The sequence below is a fragment of the Exiguobacterium sp. HVEsp1 genome (assembly GCF_002009685.1).
GTDB classification, from domain to species: Bacteria; Bacillota; Bacilli; order Exiguobacteriales; family Exiguobacteriaceae; genus Exiguobacterium; species Exiguobacterium profundum.
In genome coordinates, this window is the sequence record NZ_KV917367.1 from 210,893 (window position 1) to 236,815 (window position 25,923).

Below are 25,923 nucleotides of genomic sequence, written 5' to 3' on the forward strand. Positions count from 1 at the left end.
CGTAAATGGAATCGACGAAACGATTTGATTTTAAAGATTATGATTTAAAGGCAGAACTCGAGCGGCTACGGGGCAATGTCAAAAAACCAAACATCCTCATCGCGGGAGTAACGGGAGCAGGAAAGAGTTCTGTTGTGAACTACGTGTTTGGACGTGATTTGACGAAAGTAGCAGCCGGGGAACCGGTCACAAGAGGAATTCATCAATATACGAGTGATGATATCGCAGTCACCTTGTTCGACAGCGAAGGATATGAGATCGGGAGTGCGCGGCAACAACATTACGAAGAGGAAGTCATCGGGTTTGTGGAGAACGCAAAGCGGCAAGAAGCATCCAAACGAATCCATCTCGTCTGGTATACCATCAACGCTGCGACAAAGCGTGTCACGCCACTCGACAAGGCCTTGATTCGCCGTCTACGTGAATCGACCGCTGTCGCCGTCTTATTCACACAAATCGATCAGGTCGATTTAGATGAACTGACGGCATTGCGGAATGAACTGAATGGAATCCTTCCGGAAGATGCAATCTTCCAAGTCAGCATTTCTTCGGAAATATTGAACAATGAAACATTGCGGCAATACGTGGATTGGGAACGACTGATTGTGTGGTCGGTGGAACAGCTAGATGCTTCCTTACAGGAAGGGCTCTTGATGGAGATTCATGCAGAGAGTGAAACGATGCTCAAGTTAAAGCGTAAGAAAGCGAATCGAATCATCTCAGGCTATGTCGCAAGCGCGGGAACGGCTGCTGCGGTTCCGCTCCCATTTGCTGATGCCGTGGCATTGACGCCGATTCAGGTGACGATGAGCGTCCATCTATTTCGTTATTGGGGTGTCAAAGCGAGTGATGATTTGTTGAAGACGCTTATTGGAAGTACCATTATTCCACAAATCGGTCGCACGTTATCGAAAACGATTCTCTTGAACGTCATGAAGTTTTTCCCGGGAGCGAACGCCGCGGCCGGTGTCATCAATGCGACCGTCGCATCAGGGATCACGTGGGCCATCGGACTCGCCATTAACGAAATCGCCTATCGAAACGCTATGGATTCATCGAAAACGATTGAACAGTTGTTAAATCAAGAGTTCGGGTCACTGTTTGAACAGTATTTGAAGCAAAAGCCGAAGTCGGATCAAACCTCTTAACGCTTTCCATTTGTTAGACTACAAGTAAGTGTAGAGAGGGGGAGAAAGATGAAGAAACGAATCTATATTACGCGTCGCTTGCCGGAAGAGGCAGTCGAACCGCTTCGCGATCAATACGATGTGCGCATGTGGGAGCATGAAGGGGAAAGTGTGCCGCGAGAGGTGCTGTTAGAAGAAGCGTCATCTGCGCATGCGCTCTGGACCATGCTCAGCGACACGATTGACCGTGAAGTGTTTGAGCGTGCCACACAGTTAGAGGTCGTCTCCAATTTGGCGGTCGGATATAACAATATCGATTTGAACGCAGCGAAAGAGAATAGCGTCATCGTCACCAACACACCCGATGTCTTGACGGAAACGACAGCAGATTTGACGTTTGGTCTCATGATGATGACGGCACGACGTCTCGGAGAGGCGGAACGTGACTTGCGCGCCGGGGAGTGGAAGTCCTGGCTGCCGATGGGCTACGTCGGGATGGACCTTTATCAAGCGAAATTGGGTATCATCGGAATGGGGCGAATCGGTGAAGCGGTCGCACGTCGGGCAAGAGGATTTGACATGGAAGTTCTATACCATAACCGGACGCGGCGACATGAGTCGGAGTCGATGTATGGCTTCACCTATGCGGAACTCGATGAACTATTGACACAATCCGATTTCGTCGTCGTTCTCGCACCGCTCACGGACGAGACACGGGGAATGCTCGGGGCTAAAGAGTTTGCCAAGATGAAGGAAACATCCATTTTCATCAATGTGGCTCGTGGAGAAATCATCGATGAAAAGGCGCTATATGAAGCACTTAAAGCGAGGAAGATTTGGGGAGCGGGATTAGACGTATTCACAAAAGAACCAATCGACCTCGGTCATCCATTATTGACGCTTCCGAACGTGACGACATTACCGCATATCGGGAGTGCAACGATTCGGACACGTCTGGCGATGATGGCATTGAATCGAGATGCCATCACAAATGTGCTCGAAGGGAAAGAACCGAAGAATCGTTTGACGTAAGAAGAGCCTGACGCGGGTGCGTCAGGCTCTTTGTTACTATGTTAGAAACGTCGGATATTATCCGGATCTTCTACGTCATTTCGATAAGCACGATCATCGAGACCACGTAGTTTTTCCTCGCGATCTGGATTCTTCGTTTCTTTATCCAGTTTATCTTGCTCCGGGTCTACGGGATGGCTTGGGTCGATGGTCTGAGCCTCACGATAAGGTTTTGAGTCGATTTCCAATCCATCGTCAGTATGACTACCGAGATGAGTCGATGATGCGTCTTGATATGGTTTCGAATCGACTGTCACCCCGTCTTGATGACGACGTTCAAAGTCTTCATCCACATAAACGAGGATTTTCCCGGCTTCTACATCGTCATAGTGACGTTTTACTTCCTCTTCGCTCAGTCCCATGTTGCGTAGACCAGCGTGCACGTCTTCATGACCGCTGAGGAACGCCCGAACCTTATCGAACCAGCTCGCTTGATGGGTCGCTTCCGTATGAACATCTGTATCACGTCTCAAAATCGAAACGTTGTCTTCATGTTTTGTGACGACATAAATGTGTGAGTCTTCATAACCTTTCGCTCGCAACTCCTCAATTTTCCCAAGTGCTGCATCCTGCGTGTCGTGCATGCTGATAAATCGTTTCTCATTCATAGTCGTTCCTCCTTATAATCGGCGATGATCTTCTAATCCAGAATGACCGCGTACAATCGGATCATCCTTTGTACCACGTGGATTCTCGTCGTGATCGTTAAATGGTTTCGCGTCAAAGGCGATCCCATCCGCTTTTTCCCCTTTATCATGATCGAGCTCACTGTCTTTTTTATACATGTTCGGATAGCGGTCGTACGAGTGTCGATCGATGTAGAGTAAAATTTGTCCTTCATCGATTGCATCATAATACTGTTCCGCTTCGGCATCGTTTAGCCCCATATTCCGTAACTCATCACGAATGCGGTCACTTCCGTGTAGGAATGCTTTGACACGGTCAAGCCAATTGACGTCACGGATACCGGACTCGGCATTTACATCCGTGTGATCACGTAACGCAGAAATTTCCCCGTCCCGCTTGGCGACAACATGCATATTTTTTTCAGCTTCCCCTGCAGCTTTCAGCTCTTCCACTTTGTGCATGACTTCCTGTTCTGTCTGGAACAGGCCAATCATTTTTCGTTCTGACATCGAATACCCCCTTTAGAATTTTCAATCTAAAACAAGCGTCACAATAGGAGTAATTTCCGTTCTCGCCATAATCGAAACAAAAAACGCCATCTCCTAAGAGGAGTGGCGTGGTTAGTAATAAAGCATGAGCGTATCGTCTCCGAGAGAACAACGTGTACTCTTCCAGACGAACTCGATTAATGTCCAGATGGCCATAAAGCCACTGATCGCCATTAAAATGAGCGCGTAGAGTGGGGTCAACTGAATGATGAATGACCAACCAATTGTCATTAAGAGCGGTTGAATCAGAAAGATAGACATGATGTAGACGACAACGATGAGCAAGGCGAATGCAATACGCCGACCGAGCGTCTGGATGTAATGTCGAAAACGGGTCAATATGCCGAAGATAGCACCGGTCACGAGGACGGGTAACAGGAAGGCCAGATAATCAATTGGATACGTCGACATGGGGGCGGTGAATAGTCGACCGCTAAAGACATCGTCAATCACGAGCAGTAAGTTGGCGTAGGCAAATGCCAAAATCATACCTAGTAGCCAGCCGAAGCGGTTCCAAATCGTACGAGACGATTTGAGTGCTTCAATCTTTGTGTAGGCGAGGAAGGCAAGGTCGCGCACTTCGATTTCTTTTAACGAAAGCTTGGCTTCGTCCAATTGATTGACGGCCCAATCGAATTCCCGGTTTGCTTGCGCTTTTTCATGAGGTTTTAATTCATCCGAGGCATCAATCAACACGTGATAGCGTCGACGATATTCTTCATTTGTTTCGGGTTGTTCAATGAGGAAACGAGCGTATTCCTGAGGATCTTGGTTTAAAAGACTTTCGAGCGACTGACCACTTTTCTCTGCATGCCGGATATATCCAGCAAGTGCGAGTAGATGGCGATCCGCTTCTGCCTCATTTCCAAGTAGTTCGATGAGGCGCTGGCGCACGTCGTTAAAGAACTGTTGGACGTTCGGGTCGTGAATCATATTCGGTTCCAGGGAGATTCCTCTCCTTTCTCGGTTTGTCATGGTCAAGCCGGAGGTTCGTCGTTATGAGAAAGTTTAAGTGACTCGAAATCACCTTGCTCGATACTTCGAATCAAAATTTCGCTTCCACCCATATTTGTCGAAAGCGGGATGGAGTAGACGTCACAAAGACGCATCAATGCGCTCACATCCGGTTCATGAGGTTGAGCAGTTAATGGGTCTCTGAAAAAGATGATCATATCCATCTCCCCGCGTGCGACGGCAGCACCGATTTCTTGGTCCCCTCCAAGCGGTCCGGATCGGAAGCAATGGACAGGCAAGCCGGTCGCTTCAGCGATTCGCTTACCCGTTGTACCGGTCGCAAACAACTGATGTTTCTTTAGTATATGGGTGTAAGTTTTAATGAGGACGATTAAATCATCTTTCTTCTTGTCGTGAGCCACTAAAGCGATATTCATCCTAAATTCCTCCTAACATGACGTCTCTTGTTATTCGTATCATATTTGACTTCATTTGGCACGATTTCTCTCTTAAACTAACGTACCCATTTCCAATGAATCGTAATAGTCATGTAAACGAATTGACTTACAATTCAGGTTTGATGATTTTGAAATATAGGTATGTATGAAATAGCACTGTTAAATAAAAACAATCATTTCATGTGAAAAAGGAGGAAGATTCGATGAACAACACAACGTATAACTTCAATACGTTCATGTCATGGCTACCAGAGCTTTTGCTGGCAATTGTTATTCTTGTAGTCGGTTACATCTTGGCAAAAGTATTGGAAAACGTGACACGTAAAGCATTGAAGAAAGCACGACTCGATGAGCGAGTGGGTATTCAAAAAGATGGGGAGAAAGGAGAAAAGTGGACCCCTGAACGCATTATCGGGAAAGTCGTGTTCTTTGGGGTATTACTCCTCGCATTCCTGATCATCTTTGAATTCATGAACGTTCCAGCCATTACGGAACCATTCAGTCAAATTTATGAAGGATTCTCTGGACTGATTATCGGTGTCATCAAAGCCGGCCTGATTTTACTCGTTGCCTGGGTCATCGCTACCCTTTTGAAAAAAGGGATTCAAATGGCGGGACATCGTTTGAATTTGAGCAAGTTGATGGAAAAAACGGGGCAAGAATCGACAAGTGTCAATCAAACGAAGTGGGTCGACACGGTCGCGAACATCGTCTTCTATCTCGTGCTCTTATTGGCGCTACCGGCTGTACTTGATGCCCTTGGACTTCGTGGGGTCAGCGGACCATTCGAAGACTTATTGAACAGCTTCCTCGGATTCATTCCGAAACTTGTCGCAGCGGCGCTCATCTTCGCAATCGGTTATGTCGTCGCGAAGATTGTACGTGACATTTTGACGAAGTTCCTTGAAGCAGCAGGGTTAGATCGCTTAGCAGAGCGATTCCATCTTTCTGATTATGTGAAAGGATCGAGTCTTGCGAAAGCGATCGGTACAATCGTCTTCATCTTCATCATGATTCCGGTGACGATTTCGGCGCTTGAAGCGCTCGATATTCGAGGAATCTCGGAACCGGCGATTGCGATGCTCAATGATGTCCTTGTCATGATTCCAGACATTCTCGTTGCAATCGTCCTCGTCCTCGTCGGGGTGTTCGTGGCAAGATGGTTGAAAGGGGTCGTCGTATCCCTTCTTGAGAATCTTGGCGTCAACTCGTTGGCTCAAAAAATGGGCTTCGGGGAACGTGCGTCTTCGATGTCAATCGCTCAAGTGGTCGGTGTCATTGTCCAAGTAATCGTGATCTTGCTCTTCGTATCTGAAGCACTTCAAGTCGCGAATCTTGAGTTCATGGCATCTCTTGCAACAGCCATCTTTGCTTACTTGCCGATGGTCATCGCAGCACTCATCATCTTGGCAGTCGGATTCTGGTTGGCGAACATGGCAGAGCGGTTGGTCGGAAGTGTACTTGTCGATGGAGCAGGACAACCGAGTGCGCTTCGCTACGTAGCGAAGTATGCGATTCTCGGACTCGTCTTCTTCATGGCCATTAGCCAACTCGGCATCGCACCGATGATTGTCAATACAGCATTCCTTCTCATTCTTGGAGCTGTTGCCCTCGCCTTCGGTCTTGCTTTCGGTCTTGGTGGTCGCGAGACGGCGGCACGTTATTTGAAAAAGGCGGAGCGACGCATTGATGAAACGGGAGTTTCAAAAGAAGGTCTCGAGCAGGAGAAAGAACAGATGAGCCGCGAAGCGGAAGCGGCAAAACAACAAGCGAAGCAAGGCATGGAGCAGTCGAAACATGAAGCGGAACAATCGAAACACGAGTTGAAGCGAGATGTTCAAAATCCAAAAGTTGACCATGTTGATGGACCGGAACCGAATCCGTTCCATGAAAACATCACTCCGGATCAGGACAATCGATCACTTGATGATAACGATGGTCCGTTACGCCCATAATCGATGCTTGAACGGGTCTCCTACAAGGAGATCCGTTTTTTTGTGTTCAACTCAAGCATAAATCTGGTCGATAGTAAAAGAAAAGAGTGTAGGGGTGAGGGGAATGTTTGAACGTTTTCAACGGACGCTCGTGATGAACTATATCATCGGCTCAGGTTTGGCCGTCTTTGGAGTAGGTGGTGTCTTTATTTTTCAAACGCTTGACCTGTCCATTCGAGAGATTTTACTACTGTTAGGCATCATGTTGGGGTCAGGGATAGTTATGATTTTCTCAGAACTACTCTTATACCGTCGCCACATTCGACCGATACGACAGCTTTTTATGATCGAATCCCCATCGATTGACGAATTGACGTCGGCATTCGAACAAGCGAGTCGATTCCCGATTTTAACGGTGCAACGGATTTTAGGTCCTCATTTGTTTGGATTATCCATCCCGTCAATTGGTTTAACCGCCGTTTTTATTCAGATGGGGTGGATTGACTTACCTTATCGTTTGATCGGCTTGGCTGCAATCGGGGCCGTCATGATTGCGGTACTACATGCCTTGATTGAATATTTTTTGACGGTTCGATCGGTTGAGCCATTACTTGTATACATGAAAGAAAGGCATCTCGAACTTTATCATCTGCCTATTCATGCAACGTATCGATCATTTAGTGTCCGAACTAAATTATTGATCAGTATGCTCATTACGGGTATCTTTCCCATCATGTTGTTCATGTTGGCGTCGAGTGTCCAATTGTCGACTTCGACTCGAACGGATACGTATTGGAATTGGGCGCTCGTGATTCTTGTCATCATCTTCGGAATTGCGGTGTTATGCAGTTTCTTACTCTATGACAACATCAAACGTCCGATTGGATTTTTGACGTCCGGCATCGAACAGATGGAGTCGGGACAACTTCAGAAAATCGAGAATCCATACTTAGATGAGTTCGCCCAACTGATTGGGGGATTCAATCAAATGGTTGAGACGGTAACTGCTCGTGAACAAGAAAACGCACAGCTGTTAGACAGCCTCTTCATTTTATTCGCAGCAACGCTCGATGCACGTGATCCCTACACAGCAGGTCATTCGGAGCGTGTCGCGATGTATTCCGTTGAGCTTGCTCGCGCCATTGGCTTACCGCATGCACAAGTCGATTTACTCAATAAGTCAGCACTTCTACATGACATCGGGAAAATTGGAATTCGAGATGACGTCCTACTAAAAGAAGGGAAGCTGACAGACGAAGAGTTTTCAAAAATTCAAGAACATCCGACCATTGGCATCCATATTTTGAGTCAAATTCATTTACCTGCATCGCTTCAACCGATTTTAGCCGGAGTTCGATCGCACCACGAACGAATCGATGGGAAAGGATACCCGGACCGCTTACATGCGGTCGACATTCCGTTATTCGGAAGAATCATGGCGATTGCCGATGCTTATGATGCCATGACATCAGATCGACCCTATCGGTCAGGGATGCCAGTGGAAAAGGCGCTTTCCATATTGGAGAGCGGTCGGGGAACACAATGGGACGCGGAATTTGTGGACGTATTCGTCCAGCTTCGTCGTCAGGGCATATCAGCATAAGAAAAGGAGCAGCACCTCGTGTGCCGCTCCTTTGTCATATAGTTTGAAAGGCATATACCCCGAATACAGCTCCAATGACGACAACGACGAGGTTGACCCGTAGTAGCGCCAGGAAAGTGGCAACCACTCCTCCGAATAAGGCAGACGAGGTGGTGGTCGTGGAGGATAGGACGCCCGGAAAAATCAAACTAGCCAGTACCGCATACGGGATGAAGGAAAGAAATCGTTTCATATATGCCGGTAACGCCAATTCCTTTAGCCAGAGTAGCGGGACAAGGCGAGGGAGATACGTGACAAGTGCCAATCCTAGAACGAGTAGAAACAACGATATCATGTGACCTCTTCCTCCTTAAATACGAAAGCACCGATTCCGGCTGCGACAACGGTCGCGACGATGATTCGAATCCCATCTGAGATTGAGAAGAACGGGGTGATGACCCAATGGAGTATGGCTTGAATAATGATAGCTAAGCTTGCTACGACGAAGACAGGACGAGTCGTTAATGATGGAACGAGTAACCCGATGAACATCGCATATAGCGCAATCCCCATACTCGCCTGTAATGTGCTTGGAAGACCGAAGGCGAGGAAGACCCCCATCCACGTCCCGACATTCCAAGCAAGAAATGCGATTGTATTCAACCCGAGCACGAACATACCGGAACGGGCCTCTTGACGAGTAGAGGCGATGCTGAACGTTTCGTCGGTCACACCAAACGCGATGGTAGCCAATAGTCTTCGAGATGTACTCTCAATCCGTTGGGATAGTGAGGCGGACATTAAAAAATGGCGAGAGTTTAGAATGAACGTCGTCAAAATGATTTCCCAATACATCGAACCGGCCATCAGAAGTTGTACCGTAATGAACTGACTTGCCCCGGCAAAGATCAAAAAGGACATCGATAATGTGATAGTATTCGGCAAGTTGAAAGATTGTGCCAAAAGACCGAAGGCAATCGCAATCGGGATATATCCGATGGCGACGGGAATGCCGGCGCGTAGTCCTGCGCGAAACGTGGGTTGCGGTGAAGTTGGTGATGTGGGATGAATCGAAGTCGCCATGATAGCCCTCCTCCATAATTAAGATGATTTCTATGTCATTCGGGATGAATAAACGGTTTCCTGCTCAAATGATAAAAAAGAGGGTATACATGTATCGTTAAGGAGGGTGATCACATGAGTCGTGCTGAAGAATTTTTGGCATCCTATCATCGAATCGAGGACTACTTGAGTCGAGAGATGGGAGATGGGCAACATTTCAGTTTTAGTAACATGGTGAATCGGTTAGCGAAACAAAATCCAATCATCGACCGGTATAAAGAAGATTTACATCAGATGAGTCAACTACGAAATGCCATCGTCCATGAGCGGCGTGAACCTGATTTTATTATCGCGGAGCCACACGAGTCGCTTGTTGCATTGATTTTAGAAGTAGAGCGAGAGCTCCTTCATCCACGTCTCGTCATTCCATTGTTTGCGAAATCGGTGGTGACGTTTCAGTCGGAAGATTTTTTGACGGAAGTACTCCGGGAGATTCGAGATAAAAATTATTCGCAATTCCCTGTATATCATGACAATGGGTCTTGGCGCGGACTGTTGACGAAAAAAGGAGTGACCAGTTGGCTAGCCGAAACAATCGACGGGCCCAACTTGTCACTCAAAGGAGTTCGGGTGAAGCACGTGCTCCACCACGATCCGCATATGCACCGGTATCGATTCATTCGAAAGGATGCGACCGTAATCGAGGCACAGCACTGCTTTACGCAAATGAAAGAGGGCGCACGATATGACGCCCTTCTGATTACAGAGACCGGAAATCCGGATGAACCGCTACTCGGCATCATCCGTCCTCAAGATTTATTGAACGCGCTCCGTTGAGGCGAGATGTTCAATGGCGACCTCATATTGGGTAACGGTGTTGCCGAGGACGATTGGTTTCACTTCTGAAGTCCCGTCATCACGTTTCTTATGGGCGTGCTTATAAGCATTGCTGTCGCGCCAGTTCTCAAAGCTGTCTGCATCACGCCACGTGGTCATGATGACGACATGATCCATCGCCTCATCAGACGTATCCGTCAACACTTGCATACGGACAAAGCCATCCATCGCTTCGATTCCTTTTGTCGTTTCGAAGCGTGCTTTGACCGCGTCGGCCTTTCCTTTTTCAACGTCTAGTTTGTTCATCACAATCCACATCCCACATTTCCCCCTATACGAATAAGATGACTCCATTATAACGTGAACAGGGAAATGCCTGAAAAAGGATGCTCACTCAACGTCTGCTCCACCATTCTTCGAACGCCCAGTTCTTCTGCTTCATCATCGTCGCTTCAGTGACACCGACATAACGCAAATGCCAAGGTTCGTAATTGTATCCCGTGATTTTCTCTTTTCCTTTTGGATAGCGGACGATAAATCCATAGAGATGGGCGTTTTGAAGCATCCATTTCCCTTCAGGCGATCGGTCGAAGGATTCATATAGGCCTAGACGCATGCGTTGACTCGTCATATCAACGGCGAGACCCGTTTGATGTTCACTATGACCGGGACGTGCCACATATTTTGAAGCGTATGCGACCCCACGTGTGTTGACGTAATAGGCATAGAGTGACTTTTGTGTCGAGTAAGATCGGTAGGCGCTAAGGGCGTATAACGTATGACCTTGCTTCCGACCCGCGTAATACAGTTTAGCCAGAGCATAGGCTGCCTCCGCCGTCATCAAGGTCCGTTCACTCCCTTTTTGATAAACAGTTGGAATGGTTAACGTGACAAGTTGTGGGGAACGATAAGTGGACGGGAGTCCATTCGCCTTGTTGACTAGTCGTAAACGATCGGCAGATGGCATCTTCGGGATACCGGCTTTCAAGTTGGCAGATGGAGTGAAGTACTTCGTATTTCCGATGTAGACGTTCGACCAACTCCGATTATAGGTCGTATAGCGGACTGGGACGTTCGTTCGTAGCGTCTTAAGGATAGGGGAAGATTGCATGGCACGACCGTACAAATAGGTCGTTTTAATCGTGTAACCTGGTTGTGGGGACGAGGATGCCGCTGTCACTGGCGACACTTGAAACAACAGCAGACAAATGACAAAAATACGCAGGGACTTCATGGAAAAACGCCTCCTCGAGAGTTAGATGATGTTCCTTTTCCCGTTTTCTTGATAGACTGTGCATCTTTAATCCGCCTTTAGGTCGGAAGAGGATACGGCTTGGGTCCGATGAAGGTGGGCATGAAATCCGATACAATAAAGATAACGAATGAGATCGTAGAGAGGAGTGAGCGAATGGAAGCTTTAGTCGGTTTACCACTTTTATTGCTCGTCCTATTCTTTGCCTTTTTGTATTTTAATATCAAAGGGCTATCGAATATGTGGAAGGACTATAATCGAACGAAATCGATGATTCCGCTTGGTTTTTTCATCGTCGGGATTATCGGGATTTTCACAGGAGTGTGGACGTGGCTCGTCATTTTGATTTACTACGTCGTCCGACCGAAAGACTAAACACTGTATGCAGACGCATACGGTGTTTTTGCTATACTGAGGACGAGGTGTTGAGATGGAGAAATTGATAAAAGCATGGTTTATCGTGACGTTGATCACGTTCGGAATCTTTAAGCTTGGTGAAGTGATGACGACCCCTTACTCGGAAACACCGAGTGAAGGGAATCTATACTGGATTGTTCTCTTAATTGGATGGCCGTTTCTGTTGTTGTTTATTTGGATCACCGTTCGTTTGACACATCGAGTCGTCGCATCCGTGCGACCATTTGGAAAGGTTAGTTTAGCGATTGGAAGTTTCGTCATGGCCGGTATAGCTTGGATGACTAATCAATCGCAGGCGGCGTCTCTTCGAGAAGGAATTCGTTTGTCAGCCAATGAGTCGTACACAGCAGGATGGAACCAGTTCACGAATATCATCTATATGAATCAGCTGACGTTCTTCCTTTTGACGGTCAGTTGTATGGGAGTAGGAATTCTCTCATCATTCTTCCTGAACAAAAAACAGCGAGACGAAGCCGTGTGAGCTTCGTCTCGCTGTTTTTATAGGTGTTCTTTATAAAGACGTGCATAGCGATCCGCAGCGATGATGGCGTCAGCAACTTCTTCAGGTGTAACATCGAAACCGCTATGAATCGTTTCGCCATCTGCCGTGGCCGCTTTCCCGACCTTCAAGATATCGTCTCGAGATGCATCTTTCAATTTGATATCTTCAAGTGTGACCGGTAAGTCGAGTGCCATATAAAAGGCAACATACTGCTCGAACTCTTCTTGAGGGCGTCCTTCGAGTGCGAGTTGCACGAGTGTTCCAAATGCAACTTTTTCACCGTGCGTCAAATGGTGGATGTCTCCTTCAAGTGCGGTGAATCCATTGTGAATGGCATGGGCTGCAGCCAAGCCACCACTTTCAAAGCCGAGCCCGCTCAATAAGGTGTTGGCTTCCACAACAGCTTCAAGCGCAGGTGTGACGACTTTTGCTTTCACAGCTTCATACGCTTGAATCCCATATGTGAATAGAACCTCTTCACACCGTTCGGCAATCGCCTCCGCCGCAAGTGTCGGGACACCGCCAGCCATCGTCTTGCCTCCGAATGCCAGGACACTTCGCACTTCCACCCACGTGGCCAATGCATCGGCAATACCTGACGCTAAGAAGCGTGGCGGTGCTTGTGCAATCAATTCCGTATCCACAAGGACGAGATCCGGATTCTTTTTATAGAAACGGTAGCTTTCGAAATTGCCTTCATCTGTATATATGACCGACAATGCGCTCGTCGGTGCATCCGTAGAGGCGATGGTCGGTACAATAACGATACGCGCATCCAATTCATCTGCGACCGCTTTTGCTGTATCGAGCGTTTTCCCACCGCCGAGACCGATAACAAACGCTGTTTCATGCTTCTTAGCGTCTGTAGCGATTCGAGTGATTTCGTGCTTCGACGCTTCTCCGATGAAATCAGCTTTCGTCGCCTTGAGCTGGCTCGCTTGCAGAGACTGGGTCACCCGTTCGCCGATCAACTCCCATACGACGTCATCCGCGATGAGTAAAGCGTTGGAACCGAAGTGAGCGACAAACTCTCCGATGCGATCAATCGTTTGTTTCCCTTGCACATACTTGGCCGGACTGATGAAAATGCGTTCTGACATAGTGAACTCCATCCTTTCATATCAGGTTTGGTGTAAGTGCTTACAAGGCAATCATACTACAACTGGTAAAGAATATACGTGAAGATTACATGAAGAACGGCAGCTGACCAAGCACAAGCAATAGGATGATGATGGCGACGACAATGAGAAATCCCCAGTCGTTCATTCGTTTCGTCATAGCACACGTCTCCTTCATGGGTTGGAATTGCAATTCTTCCTCAGTATAGAGGGTGGTAAGAAAAAGGGAGAATGAATAAATAACCAGGTTAAAAAAAGTTACACCTTGTCATGAGCGGACAGGTCATCAGGTTTAACAGATGATGAATCGGGAACACTAGAGTCGTATGTTGATTTTCTTGAAGGAGGAATTGAGTATGTCGAAACATGTACTGATTGTCACAACGTCAGCAAATCAATTATCAAATGGTCATGCAACGGGACTTTGGCTTGAAGAGTTTGCCGTTCCTTATTTATTGTTCGAAAAAGAAGGATATAAAGTGACGATCGCGAGTATCGAAGGTGGAGACGTGCCAATCGATGCGAATAGTTTAGAAGATGGTTTGTCAGAAGACATTCTCAATACACGGGAATTGCTCAAAGACACAGCTCGTCTCGATCAAGTCGCAGATGAGTCGTACGATGCAATCTTCTTACCAGGTGGTCACGGGACAGTTGTTGATTTCCCAGAAAATGAAACGTTACAACGTGTCATTCGCAATGTATACGAGAGTGGAAATATTGTCGGGGCAGTTTGCCACGGACCAATTGGATTGGTCAATGTGAAACTCAGCAACGATGAGCCACTCGTTAAAGATAAACAGGTGACAGGGTTCACCGATGCGGAAGAAAAAGAGATGCAACTCGATTCTGCCGTCCCGTTCCTACTTGAAACAGGACTACGCAATCAAGGCGGGCAGTTCAAGGGAGCTGACAACTGGGCGGTGAATGTGGCGGTTGACGAACGTCTCGTCACGGGTCAGAATCCTCAGTCTTCTGAAGCGGTCGGGAAAGAACTTGTTAAGTTACTCGGATAATCGTGTGAAGCAACTTCGAATGACGAAGTTGCTTTTTTGTTTTTTGGACATATGTCCTATTCAAGTCATCTCTCTTTTCGTAAAGTCAGACGAAGAGAAAGGGGAATGACATGGGAATTTTATTTGCCATCTTATCAGGGACGTTCATCGCTCTTCAAGGAATCTTTAATGCAAAACTAGGAGATGCGGTAGGCGCATGGATGTCCGTCACTATCGTTCATTTTGTCGGACTTCTGTTAGCACTCGCGATTTACTTCTTCAAGCGGGATGCGGACATGACAGCCTTCAAACGTGTGCCTTGGTATTATAGTTTAGGAGGATTGTTCGGGGTATTCGTTGTCTTCGGCGAATTGACGGCGATTCAACAACTCGGGGTCACATGGGCAATTTGTGTATTGCTTGTGGCACAATTAGTAGGAGCCTTCATCATCGATTTGAATGGTTGGTTTGGTGTCAAACGGAAACCGATGAACACGGGACAGGTCATGGGACTCGTCTTGATGGTTGTTGGAATCGGAATCTATACATTTTCTTAAGGAGTTCACTTTACATGATGAATATTATGGATGCACTGACACGATTGCAGTGGAATCATCTGTTTTCGAATGAAACGCTTGAGTCCTCGTCCGTAGTGACATATGCGTCTGGGACCATGTTATGTTCAAACGATCAGCACATCGAATCTTTATTCGTCGTCCTTGAAGGGCGTGTCAAAATTTATACGCTCAGTGAAGAAGGGAAATTGCGATTGTTGCGTCTGAAGGCTGCTCCAACATTGATTGGAGATATCGAATATGCGAGCGGACGCAATGTATTGCATACGGTTGAAGCGGTCGGTCCCGTGACGTGTCTGCGCATCCCTTTCGAGGCGCTTCGACGATATAATCGAACGGTCGAATTCACGGAGCATCTGTTACGAGGTGTGTCCGAAAAATTATTTATCGAGGCAAACGCCTCGTCGAATCATCTCATGTCGACTCTCGAAGAGCGGTTGGCCGGTTACTTGATCTCACTCAGTGAATCTGGGAATGAACTGTTTCAAGCGGAGATGAGTCAACTGAAACGGAAAGAAGTCGCAGAGTGGCTAGGGACGAGTTATCGTCACTTGAACCGAACGTTGCAGGCATTCGTGGATGAAGGATTGGTCAAACGAACGAGAAAAGAAGTCATCATTTTAAATAGTGAACGATTGAAAGAACGTGCGAACGGCATGTTTTATGAGTAAGGAGGAGTTATATGATTTTTGGTATCATCTGTTCGGCTGTGGCTGGGGCGTTTATTAGCGTACAGGCGGCGGTCAACGCGAAAATGAATACAAATTTAGGGGCTTGGGCCACCACCGTATTGGTCTTTATCGTTGGTTTGGTCGGATCCATCATCCCGTTAGTATTATTTGGAGGAAATCTTGCTGGATTACGTGACTTGTCGCCAATCTATTGGCTCGGTGGTTTATTTGGTGTCGGTGTCGTGTACTGTGTCATGCGCAGCATCCAGTTACTCGGACCCACATTGTCTGTGTCACTCATTCTCGTGTCACAACTCATTTGGGCGTTAGTCGTCGATTTATATGGCGCCTTCGGGATGCCTCAAATCACGTTATCGGCCGGACAAATTGTAGGGCTCACCATCCTTCTTGTCGGGGTCATTCTCTTTAAACAGTCTCAGACGGTGGCTATCGCCAAACAAGCTGTCAACGAAGCCACTTCTTGAGGAGTGGCTATTTTTCTGAGCAAAACGGGTACAGGTTGGTAACGATTTTTTGATAAAATGGAGCAGTATGCTTTAAAAATTAGCTGAGGTGATGAAAAAAGTGGATTCTTCCATAGTGATTGATTTGTTGATTGTTTTGTTTTTGATTGTGTTGAACGGGATTTTTGCGATGACAGAAATTGCGCTCATCTCATCGAAACCTGCAAAACTTGAGGTTGAAGCAAATCGAGGAAAACGAAGTGCCAAGATTGCGCTTCATTATTCGAAAGACCCGACAGATTTGTTGTCGACCGTTCAAGTCGGAATCACATTGATTGGGATTATTAACGGGGCATACGGGGGCGCACGCTTCTCGGCACCGCTCGCATCGGCATTTGAACAAGCCGGAATGAGTACGCAGTATGCCGGAACCGTTGCTTATGTGGCCGTCGTTACGATTATTACGTATCTGTCGCTCATCATTGGTGAATTGGTCCCGAAACGGATTGCGCTCGTCTCGCCTGAAAAAGTAACGATGGCAATCATTCCGTCGCTCGATTTATTCAGTAAAGTGATGAAACCGTTCATTTGGATTTTATCGAAATCGACACTCTTTTTGTTCAAATTGTTAGGGTTGAAGGCGGAACAGACGAGTGGGGAGACTGAGCTCGAGATCAAACAACTCTTGTTTGAAGGCGCCCAGCAAGGACAGTTCGCTCATGAAGAAGTTCGACAAGTCGAACGGGTCTTTGCGTTTCATGATCAATTGATTTATGAGCTCATGCAACCACGGACGACGCTCGAATGGGTCGACTTAGAAGATGACATGGACGATATTAAGAAATCGATTTATGAAAGTAAACATAACAAGTTACCGGTCGGGCGCGACTCGCTTGACGACTTTGTCGGGTACATCGATGTACGTGACATCTTGACGTTGCCGACACTGCGTGAGCGGTCACAGATTTTGAAGCGCATCAAACAGCCGCTCATCGTTCCAAAACAGCGAGAGGCGAGCCAAGTGCTTCAAATGATGCAGAAAAATGGTGTGGAAATCGCCTTTGTTTTAGATGAATACGGCGGATTCCTTGGTATGGTCACCTTGTTCGATATTTTGGAAGAAATCGTCGGAGAGGTGATGATTGAAGAGGATACACCAGAAGTGGTTCGTCGTGAAGATGGATCATATTTGGCGGATGGGTTACTCGGAATAGAGGATTTGAAGCGAACGTTCGAGATTCGGGATGACCGATTCGACGAAGGGCGCAACTCCTATCATACGCTCGCAGGACTCGTCATTTACGCACTTGGTGATTTTCCGAAACGGGGCGATGTGGTCGAAGCGTACGGTCTTCGCTTTGAAGTCGTGGATATGGACGGAAAGCGTGTCGACCAAGTGCTTGTTTCAGAATTAAAAGAACCAATTACTGAAGAGGACTGATGCGATGCATCAGCCCTCTTTTTCATGTACCATCCACGTTCGTTGTAAAGCTCCTAACAAGACTTGGGCTGTGTGCAACATCGCTCGTTCATCCACGTCGAAGCGGGGATGATGATGCGGAAAGATTGCGGAGAGCTCGGGATTTCCTGCTCCTGTGAAGAAAAAGCTACCAGGAACGTGCTCGACATAATAAGCGAAATCTTCCCCGACCATAAGTGGTGCCATCTCAATGACACCGTCTGCACCAACGACCTCCACCGCACTCTCACGGACGAGTTCCGTTTCGGTCACATGATTCACGACAGCAGGATATCCTTTTGTATACTCCAATTCATAACCAGCATCGCTCGCTTCACAGACGGAACGAATGATCCGCTCCATATCGGAGATGATTTTTTTTTGCGTCTCCCGAGTGAATGTACGCACGGTACCGGATAATTTGGCTTCTTCGGCAATGACGTTGAATGCTTGTCCGGAGTGGAGCGTACCGATGGTCAGCACGGCAGGTTCGAGCGGATCGATTCGCCGACTGACAACCTGTTGGAGATGATTCGCCACGTTCACGGCAACCATGAGGGCATCGACTGTATGTTGCGGAATCGCGCCATGTCCACCTTTTCCTGTAATGATCAATTCAAAGCGATCTGCCGCAGCCATGATAGGACCTGTTTTCACGCCAATCGTTCCGAACGGAAGTGGTGTCCAAATGTGCGCACCGTATATATAATCCACGTTGTCGAGACAGCCGTCTTCAATCATCGGTTTGGCACCACCCGGAGCCAATTCTTCTGCGAACTGGTGAATCAACACGACGTCTCCTGGAAGGCTCATCTCAGTCAATACTTTCGCTAAAACGAGAAGTGTCGCCGTGTGGGCATCGTGACCACACGCATGCATGACCCCGTTCACTTTTGAACGATACGGGACATCTTTCACATCTTGGATGGGAAGGGCGTCAAAATCGGCACGTAATGCGATGGTCGGACCGTCACCGCCTTTGATTCGACCGACGACCCCATTGCCGCCAACGTGCTCACGTACTTCAATCCCAAGTTCACGGAGATACGAGGCAATCATCTTTGGTGTTTCGACTTCTTGAAAAGACAGTTCAGGATATTGGTGAAAATGGCGTCTTAGGGATACCATTTCTTCGAACAACTCGGTCAAACGTACTTCGGCATGCGTGACGATCATTGCGAACACTCCTTTGTGGTTACCGTGTCAAGAAATGAATTCATTTACAAATTGTTATGAAAGTTAAGCTTATCTTATACGAGTAAAGGGAATTAATACAGGAGAAAATGAAGAAATGAGGTGCCAACATGGGGTGGATTATTGCGATTGTAGCGGTTGTCGTGCTCGTACTCATCTATTTTTCGATGTACAACGGGCTCGTCAAGTATCGAAATTGGGTCGATGAGGCGTGGGCTCAAATCGATGTGCAGTTGAAGCGGCGGTATGATCTGATTCCGAACTTGGTCGAGACGGTGAAAGGCTACGCGAAACACGAGCAAGAAACGCTTGCGAAGGTCGTCGAACTGAGAAACCAGCTCGGAGAAAAGTCGAATCGTCAGGACCAGATGGCAGTGAACGATCAATTGAGTGGAGCACTGAAAAATCTCTTCGCGCTTCGTGAGGCGTACCCGGATTTGAAAGCGAACGAGAACTTCAAGATGTTGCAGGAAGAATTGACACAGACGGAAAATAAGGTCGCGTATTCGCGTCAACTCTATAACAATACGGTCATGAAATATAACACGAAAATCGAATCGGTCCCGACGAACATCATCGCCTCCGTCCATCATTTTGAAAAGCGCGATATGCTCGAGGCACGTGCCGAAGAGCGCGAGAACGTTCGCGTCTCATTTTGATGAATCGAGGTGGCGCGTATGCTCCTCTATGAACAGATTCGAAAGAATAAAGTGAAGACGGTCTTCATCGTCACAGGGTTTGTCCTATTCGTTCTTCTCGTCGGAGCGGCCATTTCCTACGTCAACTATGGAGACGCGATTCCGGGGTTAATCTTCACACCGATTTTCTCGTTGTTTTATGTGGGAATCGTCGTCATGTCGAGTACGAACATCGTCATGAAGATGAATCGGGCACAAGAGGTGACATCGGTGGAAGAGCACCGCTTTCTATGGCATACGGTCGAAAACATGGCGATGGTCGCGCGAGTGCCGATGCCGCGCATCTTTATCATCAACGACCCATCGCCAAACGCCTTTGCGACGGGATTGAAGCCAGAAAAGGCGGCTGTCGCCGTCACGACGGGACTGTTAGATCGATTATCGCGAGAAGAAGTAGAAGGGGTGATCGCGCATGAGGTCGCGCATATTAAGAATTATGATGTCCGACTCTCGACGGTCACGCTCGCACTCGTTTCAGTCATCGCTATCATGAGCGATATCGGGTCGCGCATGCTGTTCTTCAGAAGTATCGGTGGAAGACGCGATCAAAACCAGAATCCCATCTTTTTGATCATCGGACTCGTCTTGCTGGTGTTGGCACCGCTCATCGCGATGCTCATCAATATGGCGATTTCACGGAATCGTGAGTTTTTGGCAGATGCGAGTGGAGCGGAACTGACCCGTAACCCGGATGCGCTCGCCTCGGCGCTTGAGAAGATTGCAAACGTCGAGACGCCGGTCGAGCAAGCTTCGAGTGCCTCGGCACCGCTTTACTTCTCCGATCCACTTAAGAAGAAAGTGAGCGGTCTATTCTCGACACACCCTGATCCAGTCGAACGCATTTCCCGACTTCGTCAAATGTAGTCAGAGCCTGTCCGGTTGCGGCAGGCTCTTTATGTTACACTGAACTGGGAAAATAAGGGGGGGTGGATGAGTTGAATAAAAAGATATACATAGGTTTAGGCGGCGCTTTATTAGTCGCATTATTTTTATTTGGGCTAGGGCCATATATTGTACATACAGTACTTAAGGTTTTCATGTGGCTCACACAGTACATCTTACCGTGGATCTTCCTCTACTATTTCATTCAATTTTATAAACAATATGCAGCCAAACAAGAAAAGCCACCTGAATGAGGTGGCTTTCGACGTTTATCCGGCGCGGTGGCTACGGATTTTTTCAATCTCATCGAGGACGAACTGAACGTTTGTGCCGACGATGACTTGAATATGGTTTGGACTGACGACTTTGATTCCCGGAATACCGGCTTTTTTGATTTGATCTTGGTTGACCGTATCCATGTCTTTGACATCGACGCGTAGGCGTGTGATGCAAGACTCGATTCCTGTGACGTTGCTGTCACCGCCGAGACCATCATAAATCATGTTCGCCATGGCTGAGAATTCGTTACCTGAAGCTGATGCGACCGGTGCGACTTTCGTTTCGCCATCTGTCGTTTCACTTGCAACCGCATCGACGACTTCATCTGGTTCACGACCTGGCGTTGCCAAGTTGAGCTTCACAATCATGAAGCGGAAGATGACGTAGTAAATGACTGCGAACACGAGACCTTGAACGATGAGCATATACGGTTGGTTCGCAAGCGGCAAGCGTGAGCTCAAGATAAAGTCGACCAAGCCTGCGCTGAACCCGAAGCCGGCTGTCCATTGGAACGTTGCCGCAACGAAGAGCGAAATTCCTGTAAGGACTGCGTGTACAAGGTAAAGAACAGGAGCGAGGAACATGAATGAGAACTCGAGCGGTTCTGTTACACCTGTGAAGAATGAAGCGAATGCCGCTGCGAGAAGAAGTGAAGCGGCTTGTTTCTTCCGTTTCGTTTTCGCTGTATGGTACATCGCGAGTGCTGCGGCCGGAAGACCGAACATCATGATTGGGAAGTAACCTGCTTGGTACATCCCTGTCACACCTTTTTCACCTTCACCTGACCAGAACTTTCCGATGTCGTTAATGTCGGCGACGTCGAACCAGAATACAGAGTTGAGAGCGTGGTGAAGACCGGTTGGAATCAAGAGACGGTTAAAGAATCCGTAAAGTCCGGCACCGAATGCGCCGAGTTTTGAAATCGATTCTCCGAATCCGACGAGACCTGTATAGACGACCGGCCAGATGAAGTAAAGGGCGACCGATACAAGAATCATCGAGAAGGCTGTCATGATTGGAACGAGACGCTTCCCACTAAAGAAGGCGAGAGCATCTGGCAGTTTGACTTGACTGAAGCGGTTATACATGGAAGCGGCGACGAGACCGGATAGAATCCCGATGAAAGCATTCCCAATCTTCCCGAATGCCGGGTTAACGGCTTCTACGTCGATTCCTTGGAACAACGCAACCGTTCCTGCAGAGAGAAGCGTTGTGACCGTCAAGAAGGCAACGAGCCCACTGAGTGCTGCTGAACCGTCACGGTTCTTAGCCATTCCGAGCGCGACCCCGACTGCGAACAGAATTGGGATGTTATCAATAATAGCGGCCCCTGCCTTAATTAAGAATGCAGCGGCAATGTTTTCAGATCCCCAGCCGACTGGGTCAATCCAATAACCAATCCCCATGAGAATGGCAGCAGCCGGTAGTACGGCGACCGGTAACATGAGGGAACGTCCGAGACGTTGGAAAAAGTTCATCATTGTTGATTTCCTCCTTTTTGATGGTGTTGATCTTGTAGACGTTGGATGTGAAGCGTAATATAACCAAGTTCTGACTCGGGCAAGACGATGCCATAGGTCTCTTCCATTTCTTTTGCGACATCTGATGCACACGCATAGGCAGACGTGAACTTCGTCTGAATCATGCGGAGCATGTCTTCATCAATCGTGTGATGATCGTAATGGTTGACCCGATCCATGACGAACCGTAAATGAGTTAATAATCGTTGGTAGGATAAGTCATCTTCTTCAATGGATACATCGAGTCGTCGTGAAATCGATTGAATCATGTCGCGGACAATCGTTGTCTGTTTGACCGTCTTGCGTAAATCACCTCCTTTCACTTTCATCGTATGGATATGAAGCGCGATGAACGCAGCTTCGTCTTTCGGCATTTGGACGTTGAGCTTTTCAGCGATATGTTCAATCGCCCATAGTCCAATCTCATATTCATTCCGATAGAGGATTTTAATCTCGTTCAACAGTTTGTTGCGTAACGAGATGCCATCCATTTCCCGCTCGATGGCGAACGAGATGTGGTCGGTCAAGACGATGTGAATATGTTCGTTGAACGATGTCTCGAGACGTTTTTCCGCATACGAGATAATATCCTCGGAAACGGTGAAGTGTTCGACAGGAATCCGGCTCAACAGCTGTTGGAACTTGTCATTCTCTGGCATGATGAACAACTTTTCGATTTTATGTGGATTGACGATGTCGTTCTTCGCTTTTTTAAACGCGACGCCAGGACCAATTGCAATCTTTTCTTCACCCTCATCTGAGACGATGACCGCATTGTTGTTTAGAATCTTTTTGATTTTAATCATGTGTCCTCCTTATTCCGGAGTCACGCTTCCACTCGGGCGACAATCGTCTTGCCCGGAACAGCTTCTTTCGTGAACGTGAAGGCATAATGATGGGCGAGTGCATCACCATTCGTCACGACCATTGGAGTGACCGTGTCCTTACCCGCCTGATGAATTTGCGCCAAGTCTGCTGTGAGTAACAGCTGTCCCGTCTTGACGTGGTCGCCCACATCTACTTGAAGATCAAACGGTCGACCTTCGAGTTCAACGGTATCGAGTCCGACGTGTATCAAAATCTCAGCCCCATCCTCGGTCCGAATGCCGATGGCGTGCTTTGTTGGAGCGATTTGTACAATCTCTCCATCAGCCGGTGAGACGACGGCACCGTCTGTTGGTGTGATGGCAATGCCATCGCCCATCATTTTTTCACTAAAGACCGGGTCCGCAACTTGTTCGAGTGGAATGACGTCTCCTTCCATTGGTGAGTGCAGTGTCGGTTTGTGTCGATTCATTAACTTATTCCATAGCATGTCTACTACATCCTTTCTTGAAACAAAACACCGAAAAACAAAACAGGCATGGAGTATAGACGGGTGGCATGCACCGTACGTCTTACCCCATGCCTGATCGAATCAGTCACATGTGATCACTATTCGTTTCTTCACGTTCAACATAACATGTGTTGGTTTGAGACACAAGTCTTTTTTTGAAAGCGTTCTCTAAAATTTTGCAAGGGAACGAATCTATTGTATAGTAAGGGCGAATCTAAGTAAGAAAGGTGTTGCATGTTGATGAGTGAGGTTGTATCTGCCTAACGAACTGAAAAATGTCGGATGACACGTCTTTTTGTCATGCCGTCATGTTCCGTTACAGATACCGCCCATCAAAAACTGCCAGACACCCGTCTGTCTTTTTGCGTTGGTCGTCATCGACCGACGCTTTTTTGTTTGCGCGGTATCTCGATTCTACGATTTGAGGAGAGAGACACATGAACGAACAAACATTTGAAAAATTACAATACAACGAATTGATGACGAAAGTAGAGCGCTTCTGCATCAGCGGATTCGGAAGACGACTTCTTCGACAGCAACGCCCAACGAGCCACATTACGACGGTGAAGAAGCGCCTGCAAGAAACATCCGAAGCCCGCGCGATTCTAGATGCGACGTCACACGTCCCGTTCATCGGTGTGTCTGACATGGAGACCATTATCGGAAAACTGCAACGAGGCATCCAACTCGAGGCAACAGAGCTTGAAGCGGTCGCCGAGTTTTTACGAGGGGCACGCAAACTCAAGCGATTCATGCTCGAGCATGAATTCTTTGCACCGCTTCTTTCGGCTTATGCTTCAGGAATGGGCGAATGGCGGACGCTTGAAGAAGACATCACACAAGCGATTCGAGCCGGACAGGTCGTCGATGAAGCATCGAAAGAGTTGAAGCGGATTCGGAAGCAAGTCGACATTTTAGAAGGACGAATCGAGGAACGATTGACCAAGTTCTTAAAGAGCGCCGCCAATCGCGAGATGATCCAAGACGGATTCGTCACGAAAAAACAGGACCGCTTCACCATTCCAATCAAAGCTTCTTATAAGCATAAAGTGGCAGGGACGATTGTGGATACCTCGAATCGTGGGACGACGGTCTTTATCGAACCGGAAGCGATTGCGAAGTTAAATGCTGAACTCGTCGTCAAGCGTACGGAAGAAGCGGTAGAGGTGTATCAAGTACTAGCGACGTTGACGGGAGCGGTGACGGAAGTTCTTCCTGACATCGAATCGACGCTCGACGTCATCGCCCAGTACGATATGGTCTTCGCCAAAGGGAAGTACAGTCAGTCGATTGATGGCGTGACACCACACGTCAATGCGACCGGTCACATCCGATTGAAACAAGTACGTCATCCGCTCTTAGAAAGCGCTGTGCCACTTGATTTTGCCATCGGTACAGACTATCGCGGCTTGATCATCACCGGACCGAACGCCGGCGGGAAGACGGTCGTCTTGAAAACAATTGGACTCCTTAGTCTGATGACGATGACAGGACTGCATATCCCGGCTCACACCGATACAGTCATTTCGACATTTGATGAGGTGTTCGTCGATATCGGAGATAATCAAGACTTGGAATCGGCACTCAGTACGTTCTCTGCACACATGTACAATGTGGCGAGTATCATGCAGACCGCTGGAAAACGGTCGCTCTTGTTATTCGATGAAATCGGAAGCGGGACGGAACCGAACGAAGGAGCCGCTCTTGCGATTGCCATCTTAGAAGCGGCATATAAACGGGGCGCAATCGTTGTGGCATCGACACATTATGGTGAAATCAAATCCTATTCTGAAGCCCACCCAGATTTCATGAACGCTGCGATGCAGTTTGATCCGGAAACGCTCGAACCAAAATACAGACTGCTCATGGGACAGTCTGGCGACAGCAACGCCCTCTTTATCGCCCGTAAGATGAAGTTACCGGAATCGATTCTGAAACAGGCATCCCGTTACATGAACGAGAAAACATATGATATGACGAAAGTCGATGATTCTAAAATTGTGCGAGAAGTGGAAATGGTACCACTTGAAGAGGAAGAGCACTTTGAAACAGGTGACCGTGTCCGCTTGTTAGAGACGAATCAAGTCGGTCTTGTCTATTCGTTTGATGCATCGCGTCGACATGTCCGCGTGTTCGTAGATTTGGAATATGTAGAGTTGCCGAGCCGCCGCGTTCGTCTTGAGGCACGCGCGACAGAGCTCTATCCGGCTGACTATGATTTAGATACGTTGTTCACGACGTATCAGGAGCGTAAGGAAGCCCACGACTTTGCAAGAGGATCGAAAAAAGCGTTACGACGAGTGGAGAAAGAGATTCGGGAAAGGAAGAAACAAGAGCAATCTAAACGGAAATGAATGTAGC

General features: G+C 47.7%; 28 protein-coding genes. 15 read left to right on the forward strand and 13 right to left on the reverse strand.

Annotated elements, in window-relative coordinates; all coding sequences use genetic code 11:
• The first annotated feature begins 5 nt into the window (after window positions 1-5).
• Window positions 6-1,148 carry a YcjF family protein gene (locus BV910_RS01015; protein ID WP_078146034.1) on the forward strand — a complete coding sequence of 381 codons (1,143 nt, stop codon included), beginning with the start codon at window positions 6-8 and terminating at the stop codon, window positions 1,146-1,148.
• Window positions 1,149-1,196: 48 nt separating this feature from the next.
• Entirely contained in the window at window positions 1,197-2,159 is a 963-nt protein-coding gene (locus tag BV910_RS01020; RefSeq protein ID WP_078146035.1) for a 2-hydroxyacid dehydrogenase, read from the forward strand.
• 41 nt (window positions 2,160-2,200) lie between these two features.
• Here BV910_RS01020 and BV910_RS01025 read toward each other — a convergent pair whose 3' ends face one another.
• The 4 genes from BV910_RS01025 to mgsA all read right to left on the reverse strand — a co-directional run bounded on the left by BV910_RS01025 (window position 2,201) and on the right by mgsA (window position 4,764).
• Window positions 2,201-2,806 carry a YflT domain-containing protein gene (locus BV910_RS01025; RefSeq protein ID WP_078146036.1) on the reverse strand — a complete coding sequence of 202 codons (606 nt, stop codon included), beginning with the start codon at window positions 2,804-2,806 and terminating at the stop codon, window positions 2,201-2,203.
• 12 nt (window positions 2,807-2,818) lie between these two features.
• Window positions 2,819-3,334: a YflT domain-containing protein gene (locus BV910_RS01030; protein ID WP_078146037.1), complete on the reverse strand. Its 516-nt coding sequence runs from the start codon at window positions 3,332-3,334 to the stop codon at window positions 2,819-2,821.
• Window positions 3,335-3,445: 111 nt separating this feature from the next.
• Entirely contained in the window at window positions 3,446-4,306 is an 861-nt protein-coding gene (locus tag BV910_RS01035) for a hypothetical protein (protein WP_078146038.1), read from the reverse strand.
• 44 nt (window positions 4,307-4,350) lie between these two features.
• Complete coding sequence (gene mgsA / locus BV910_RS01040) at window positions 4,351-4,764, reverse strand: methylglyoxal synthase (protein WP_078146039.1); 414 nt, start codon at window positions 4,762-4,764, stop codon at window positions 4,351-4,353.
• A gap of 224 nt (window positions 4,765-4,988) precedes the next feature.
• On the opposite strand from mgsA, the gene BV910_RS01045 reads away from it, so the two are divergent.
• Entirely contained in the window at window positions 4,989-6,740 is a 1,752-nt protein-coding gene (locus BV910_RS01045) for a mechanosensitive ion channel (protein ID WP_078146040.1), read from the forward strand.
• 103 nt (window positions 6,741-6,843) lie between these two features.
• Window positions 6,844-8,322: an HD domain-containing phosphohydrolase gene (locus BV910_RS01050; RefSeq protein ID WP_078146041.1), complete on the forward strand. Its 1,479-nt coding sequence runs from the start codon at window positions 6,844-6,846 to the stop codon at window positions 8,320-8,322.
• Between the two features lie 34 nt (window positions 8,323-8,356).
• On the opposite strand, the gene BV910_RS01055 is transcribed toward BV910_RS01050, so the two are convergent.
• Both BV910_RS01055 and BV910_RS01060 read right to left on the reverse strand, forming a co-directional pair.
• Entirely contained in the window at window positions 8,357-8,656 is a 300-nt protein-coding gene (locus BV910_RS01055) for an AzlD domain-containing protein (RefSeq protein ID WP_074035113.1), read from the reverse strand.
• Window positions 8,653-9,384 (reverse strand): AzlC family ABC transporter permease, encoded by a 732-nt coding sequence (locus tag BV910_RS01060; RefSeq protein WP_078146042.1) that lies wholly within the window; start codon window positions 9,382-9,384, stop codon window positions 8,653-8,655. The genes BV910_RS01055 and BV910_RS01060 overlap by 4 nt, the downstream gene beginning before the upstream one ends.
• Before the next feature lie 114 nt (window positions 9,385-9,498).
• On the opposite strand from BV910_RS01060, the gene BV910_RS01065 reads away from it, so the two are divergent.
• Window positions 9,499-10,200 carry a CBS domain-containing protein gene (locus BV910_RS01065; RefSeq protein ID WP_074035110.1) on the forward strand — a complete coding sequence of 234 codons (702 nt, stop codon included), beginning with the start codon at window positions 9,499-9,501 and terminating at the stop codon, window positions 10,198-10,200.
• On the opposite strand, the gene BV910_RS01070 is transcribed toward BV910_RS01065, so the two are convergent.
• Together BV910_RS01070 and BV910_RS01075 are read right to left on the reverse strand one after the other, a co-directional pair.
• The gene (locus tag BV910_RS01070) at window positions 10,180-10,518 is read right to left on the reverse strand and encodes an antibiotic biosynthesis monooxygenase (protein ID WP_074035108.1); all 339 of its coding nucleotides are present in this window, start codon (window positions 10,516-10,518) and stop codon (window positions 10,180-10,182) included. The two genes, BV910_RS01065 and BV910_RS01070, sit on opposite strands and share 21 nt — an antisense overlap.
• Before the next feature lie 76 nt (window positions 10,519-10,594).
• Window positions 10,595-11,434 (reverse strand): M15 family metallopeptidase, encoded by an 840-nt coding sequence (locus tag BV910_RS01075; protein WP_078146043.1) that lies wholly within the window; start codon window positions 11,432-11,434, stop codon window positions 10,595-10,597.
• A 174-nt stretch (window positions 11,435-11,608) separates the two neighbouring features.
• Here BV910_RS01075 and BV910_RS01080 point away from each other — a divergent pair, with 174 nt between their 5' ends.
• Both BV910_RS01080 and BV910_RS01085 read left to right on the forward strand, forming a co-directional pair.
• Entirely contained in the window at window positions 11,609-11,827 is a 219-nt protein-coding gene (locus BV910_RS01080; RefSeq protein WP_078146044.1) for a hypothetical protein, read from the forward strand.
• A gap of 55 nt (window positions 11,828-11,882) precedes the next feature.
• The gene (locus tag BV910_RS01085; protein WP_078146045.1) at window positions 11,883-12,350 is read left to right on the forward strand and encodes a hypothetical protein; all 468 of its coding nucleotides are present in this window, start codon (window positions 11,883-11,885) and stop codon (window positions 12,348-12,350) included.
• A 17-nt stretch (window positions 12,351-12,367) separates the two neighbouring features.
• On the opposite strand, the gene BV910_RS01090 is transcribed toward BV910_RS01085, so the two are convergent.
• On the reverse strand, window positions 12,368-13,471 hold the full coding sequence (locus BV910_RS01090; RefSeq protein WP_074035103.1) for a glycerol dehydrogenase: 1,104 nt from the start codon (window positions 13,469-13,471) through the stop codon (window positions 12,368-12,370).
• A gap of 374 nt (window positions 13,472-13,845) precedes the next feature.
• Here BV910_RS01090 and BV910_RS01095 point away from each other — a divergent pair, with 374 nt between their 5' ends.
• The 5 genes from BV910_RS01095 (at window position 13,846) to BV910_RS01115 (ending at window position 17,635) form a co-directional block, all read left to right on the forward strand.
• Window positions 13,846-14,505 carry a type 1 glutamine amidotransferase domain-containing protein gene (locus BV910_RS01095; RefSeq protein ID WP_078146046.1) on the forward strand — a complete coding sequence of 220 codons (660 nt, stop codon included), beginning with the start codon at window positions 13,846-13,848 and terminating at the stop codon, window positions 14,503-14,505.
• Between the two features lie 110 nt (window positions 14,506-14,615).
• Window positions 14,616-15,041 carry a DMT family transporter gene (locus BV910_RS01100; protein ID WP_015880345.1) on the forward strand — a complete coding sequence of 142 codons (426 nt, stop codon included), beginning with the start codon at window positions 14,616-14,618 and terminating at the stop codon, window positions 15,039-15,041.
• Between the two features lie 14 nt (window positions 15,042-15,055).
• Window positions 15,056-15,730, forward strand: coding sequence for a Crp/Fnr family transcriptional regulator (locus tag BV910_RS01105; RefSeq protein ID WP_015880346.1), 675 nt, complete (start codon window positions 15,056-15,058; stop codon window positions 15,728-15,730).
• An 11-nt stretch (window positions 15,731-15,741) separates the two neighbouring features.
• Complete coding sequence (locus tag BV910_RS01110) at window positions 15,742-16,215, forward strand: DMT family transporter (protein ID WP_078146047.1); 474 nt, start codon at window positions 15,742-15,744, stop codon at window positions 16,213-16,215.
• Between the two features lie 91 nt (window positions 16,216-16,306).
• Entirely contained in the window at window positions 16,307-17,635 is a 1,329-nt protein-coding gene (locus BV910_RS01115) for a hemolysin family protein (protein ID WP_078146048.1), read from the forward strand.
• A 9-nt stretch (window positions 17,636-17,644) separates the two neighbouring features.
• Here the strand turns inward: BV910_RS01115 and BV910_RS01120 are convergent, their stop codons facing one another.
• Entirely contained in the window at window positions 17,645-18,829 is a 1,185-nt protein-coding gene (locus BV910_RS01120; protein WP_078146049.1) for an amidohydrolase, read from the reverse strand.
• A gap of 128 nt (window positions 18,830-18,957) precedes the next feature.
• Between BV910_RS01120 and BV910_RS01125 the strand changes: the two genes are divergently transcribed.
• Both BV910_RS01125 and htpX read left to right on the forward strand, forming a co-directional pair.
• A complete protein-coding gene (locus BV910_RS01125) occupies window positions 18,958-19,506 on the forward strand; it encodes a LemA family protein (RefSeq protein WP_015880351.1) in 549 nt (182 codons plus the stop codon).
• An 18-nt stretch (window positions 19,507-19,524) separates the two neighbouring features.
• On the forward strand, window positions 19,525-20,409 hold the full coding sequence (gene htpX, locus BV910_RS01130) for a zinc metalloprotease HtpX (protein WP_078146050.1): 885 nt from the start codon (window positions 19,525-19,527) through the stop codon (window positions 20,407-20,409).
• 287 nt (window positions 20,410-20,696) lie between these two features.
• Here htpX and nagE read toward each other — a convergent pair whose 3' ends face one another.
• From nagE to BV910_RS01150, 3 genes are read right to left on the reverse strand one after another with little or no spacing between them, the layout of a single operon-like run.
• On the reverse strand, window positions 20,697-22,187 hold the full coding sequence (gene nagE, locus BV910_RS01140) for an N-acetylglucosamine-specific PTS transporter subunit IIBC (protein ID WP_078146052.1): 1,491 nt from the start codon (window positions 22,185-22,187) through the stop codon (window positions 20,697-20,699).
• On the reverse strand, window positions 22,184-23,032 hold the full coding sequence (locus BV910_RS01145) for a PRD domain-containing protein (RefSeq protein ID WP_015880355.1): 849 nt from the start codon (window positions 23,030-23,032) through the stop codon (window positions 22,184-22,186). The genes nagE and BV910_RS01145 overlap by 4 nt, the downstream gene beginning before the upstream one ends.
• A gap of 20 nt (window positions 23,033-23,052) precedes the next feature.
• Complete coding sequence (locus BV910_RS01150) at window positions 23,053-23,541, reverse strand: PTS sugar transporter subunit IIA (RefSeq protein ID WP_078146053.1); 489 nt, start codon at window positions 23,539-23,541, stop codon at window positions 23,053-23,055.
• 458 nt (window positions 23,542-23,999) lie between these two features.
• Between BV910_RS01150 and BV910_RS01155 the strand changes: the two genes are divergently transcribed.
• On the forward strand, window positions 24,000-25,916 hold the full coding sequence (locus tag BV910_RS01155; RefSeq protein ID WP_078146054.1) for an endonuclease MutS2: 1,917 nt from the start codon (window positions 24,000-24,002) through the stop codon (window positions 25,914-25,916).
• The last annotated feature ends 7 nt before the right edge of the window (window positions 25,917-25,923 follow it).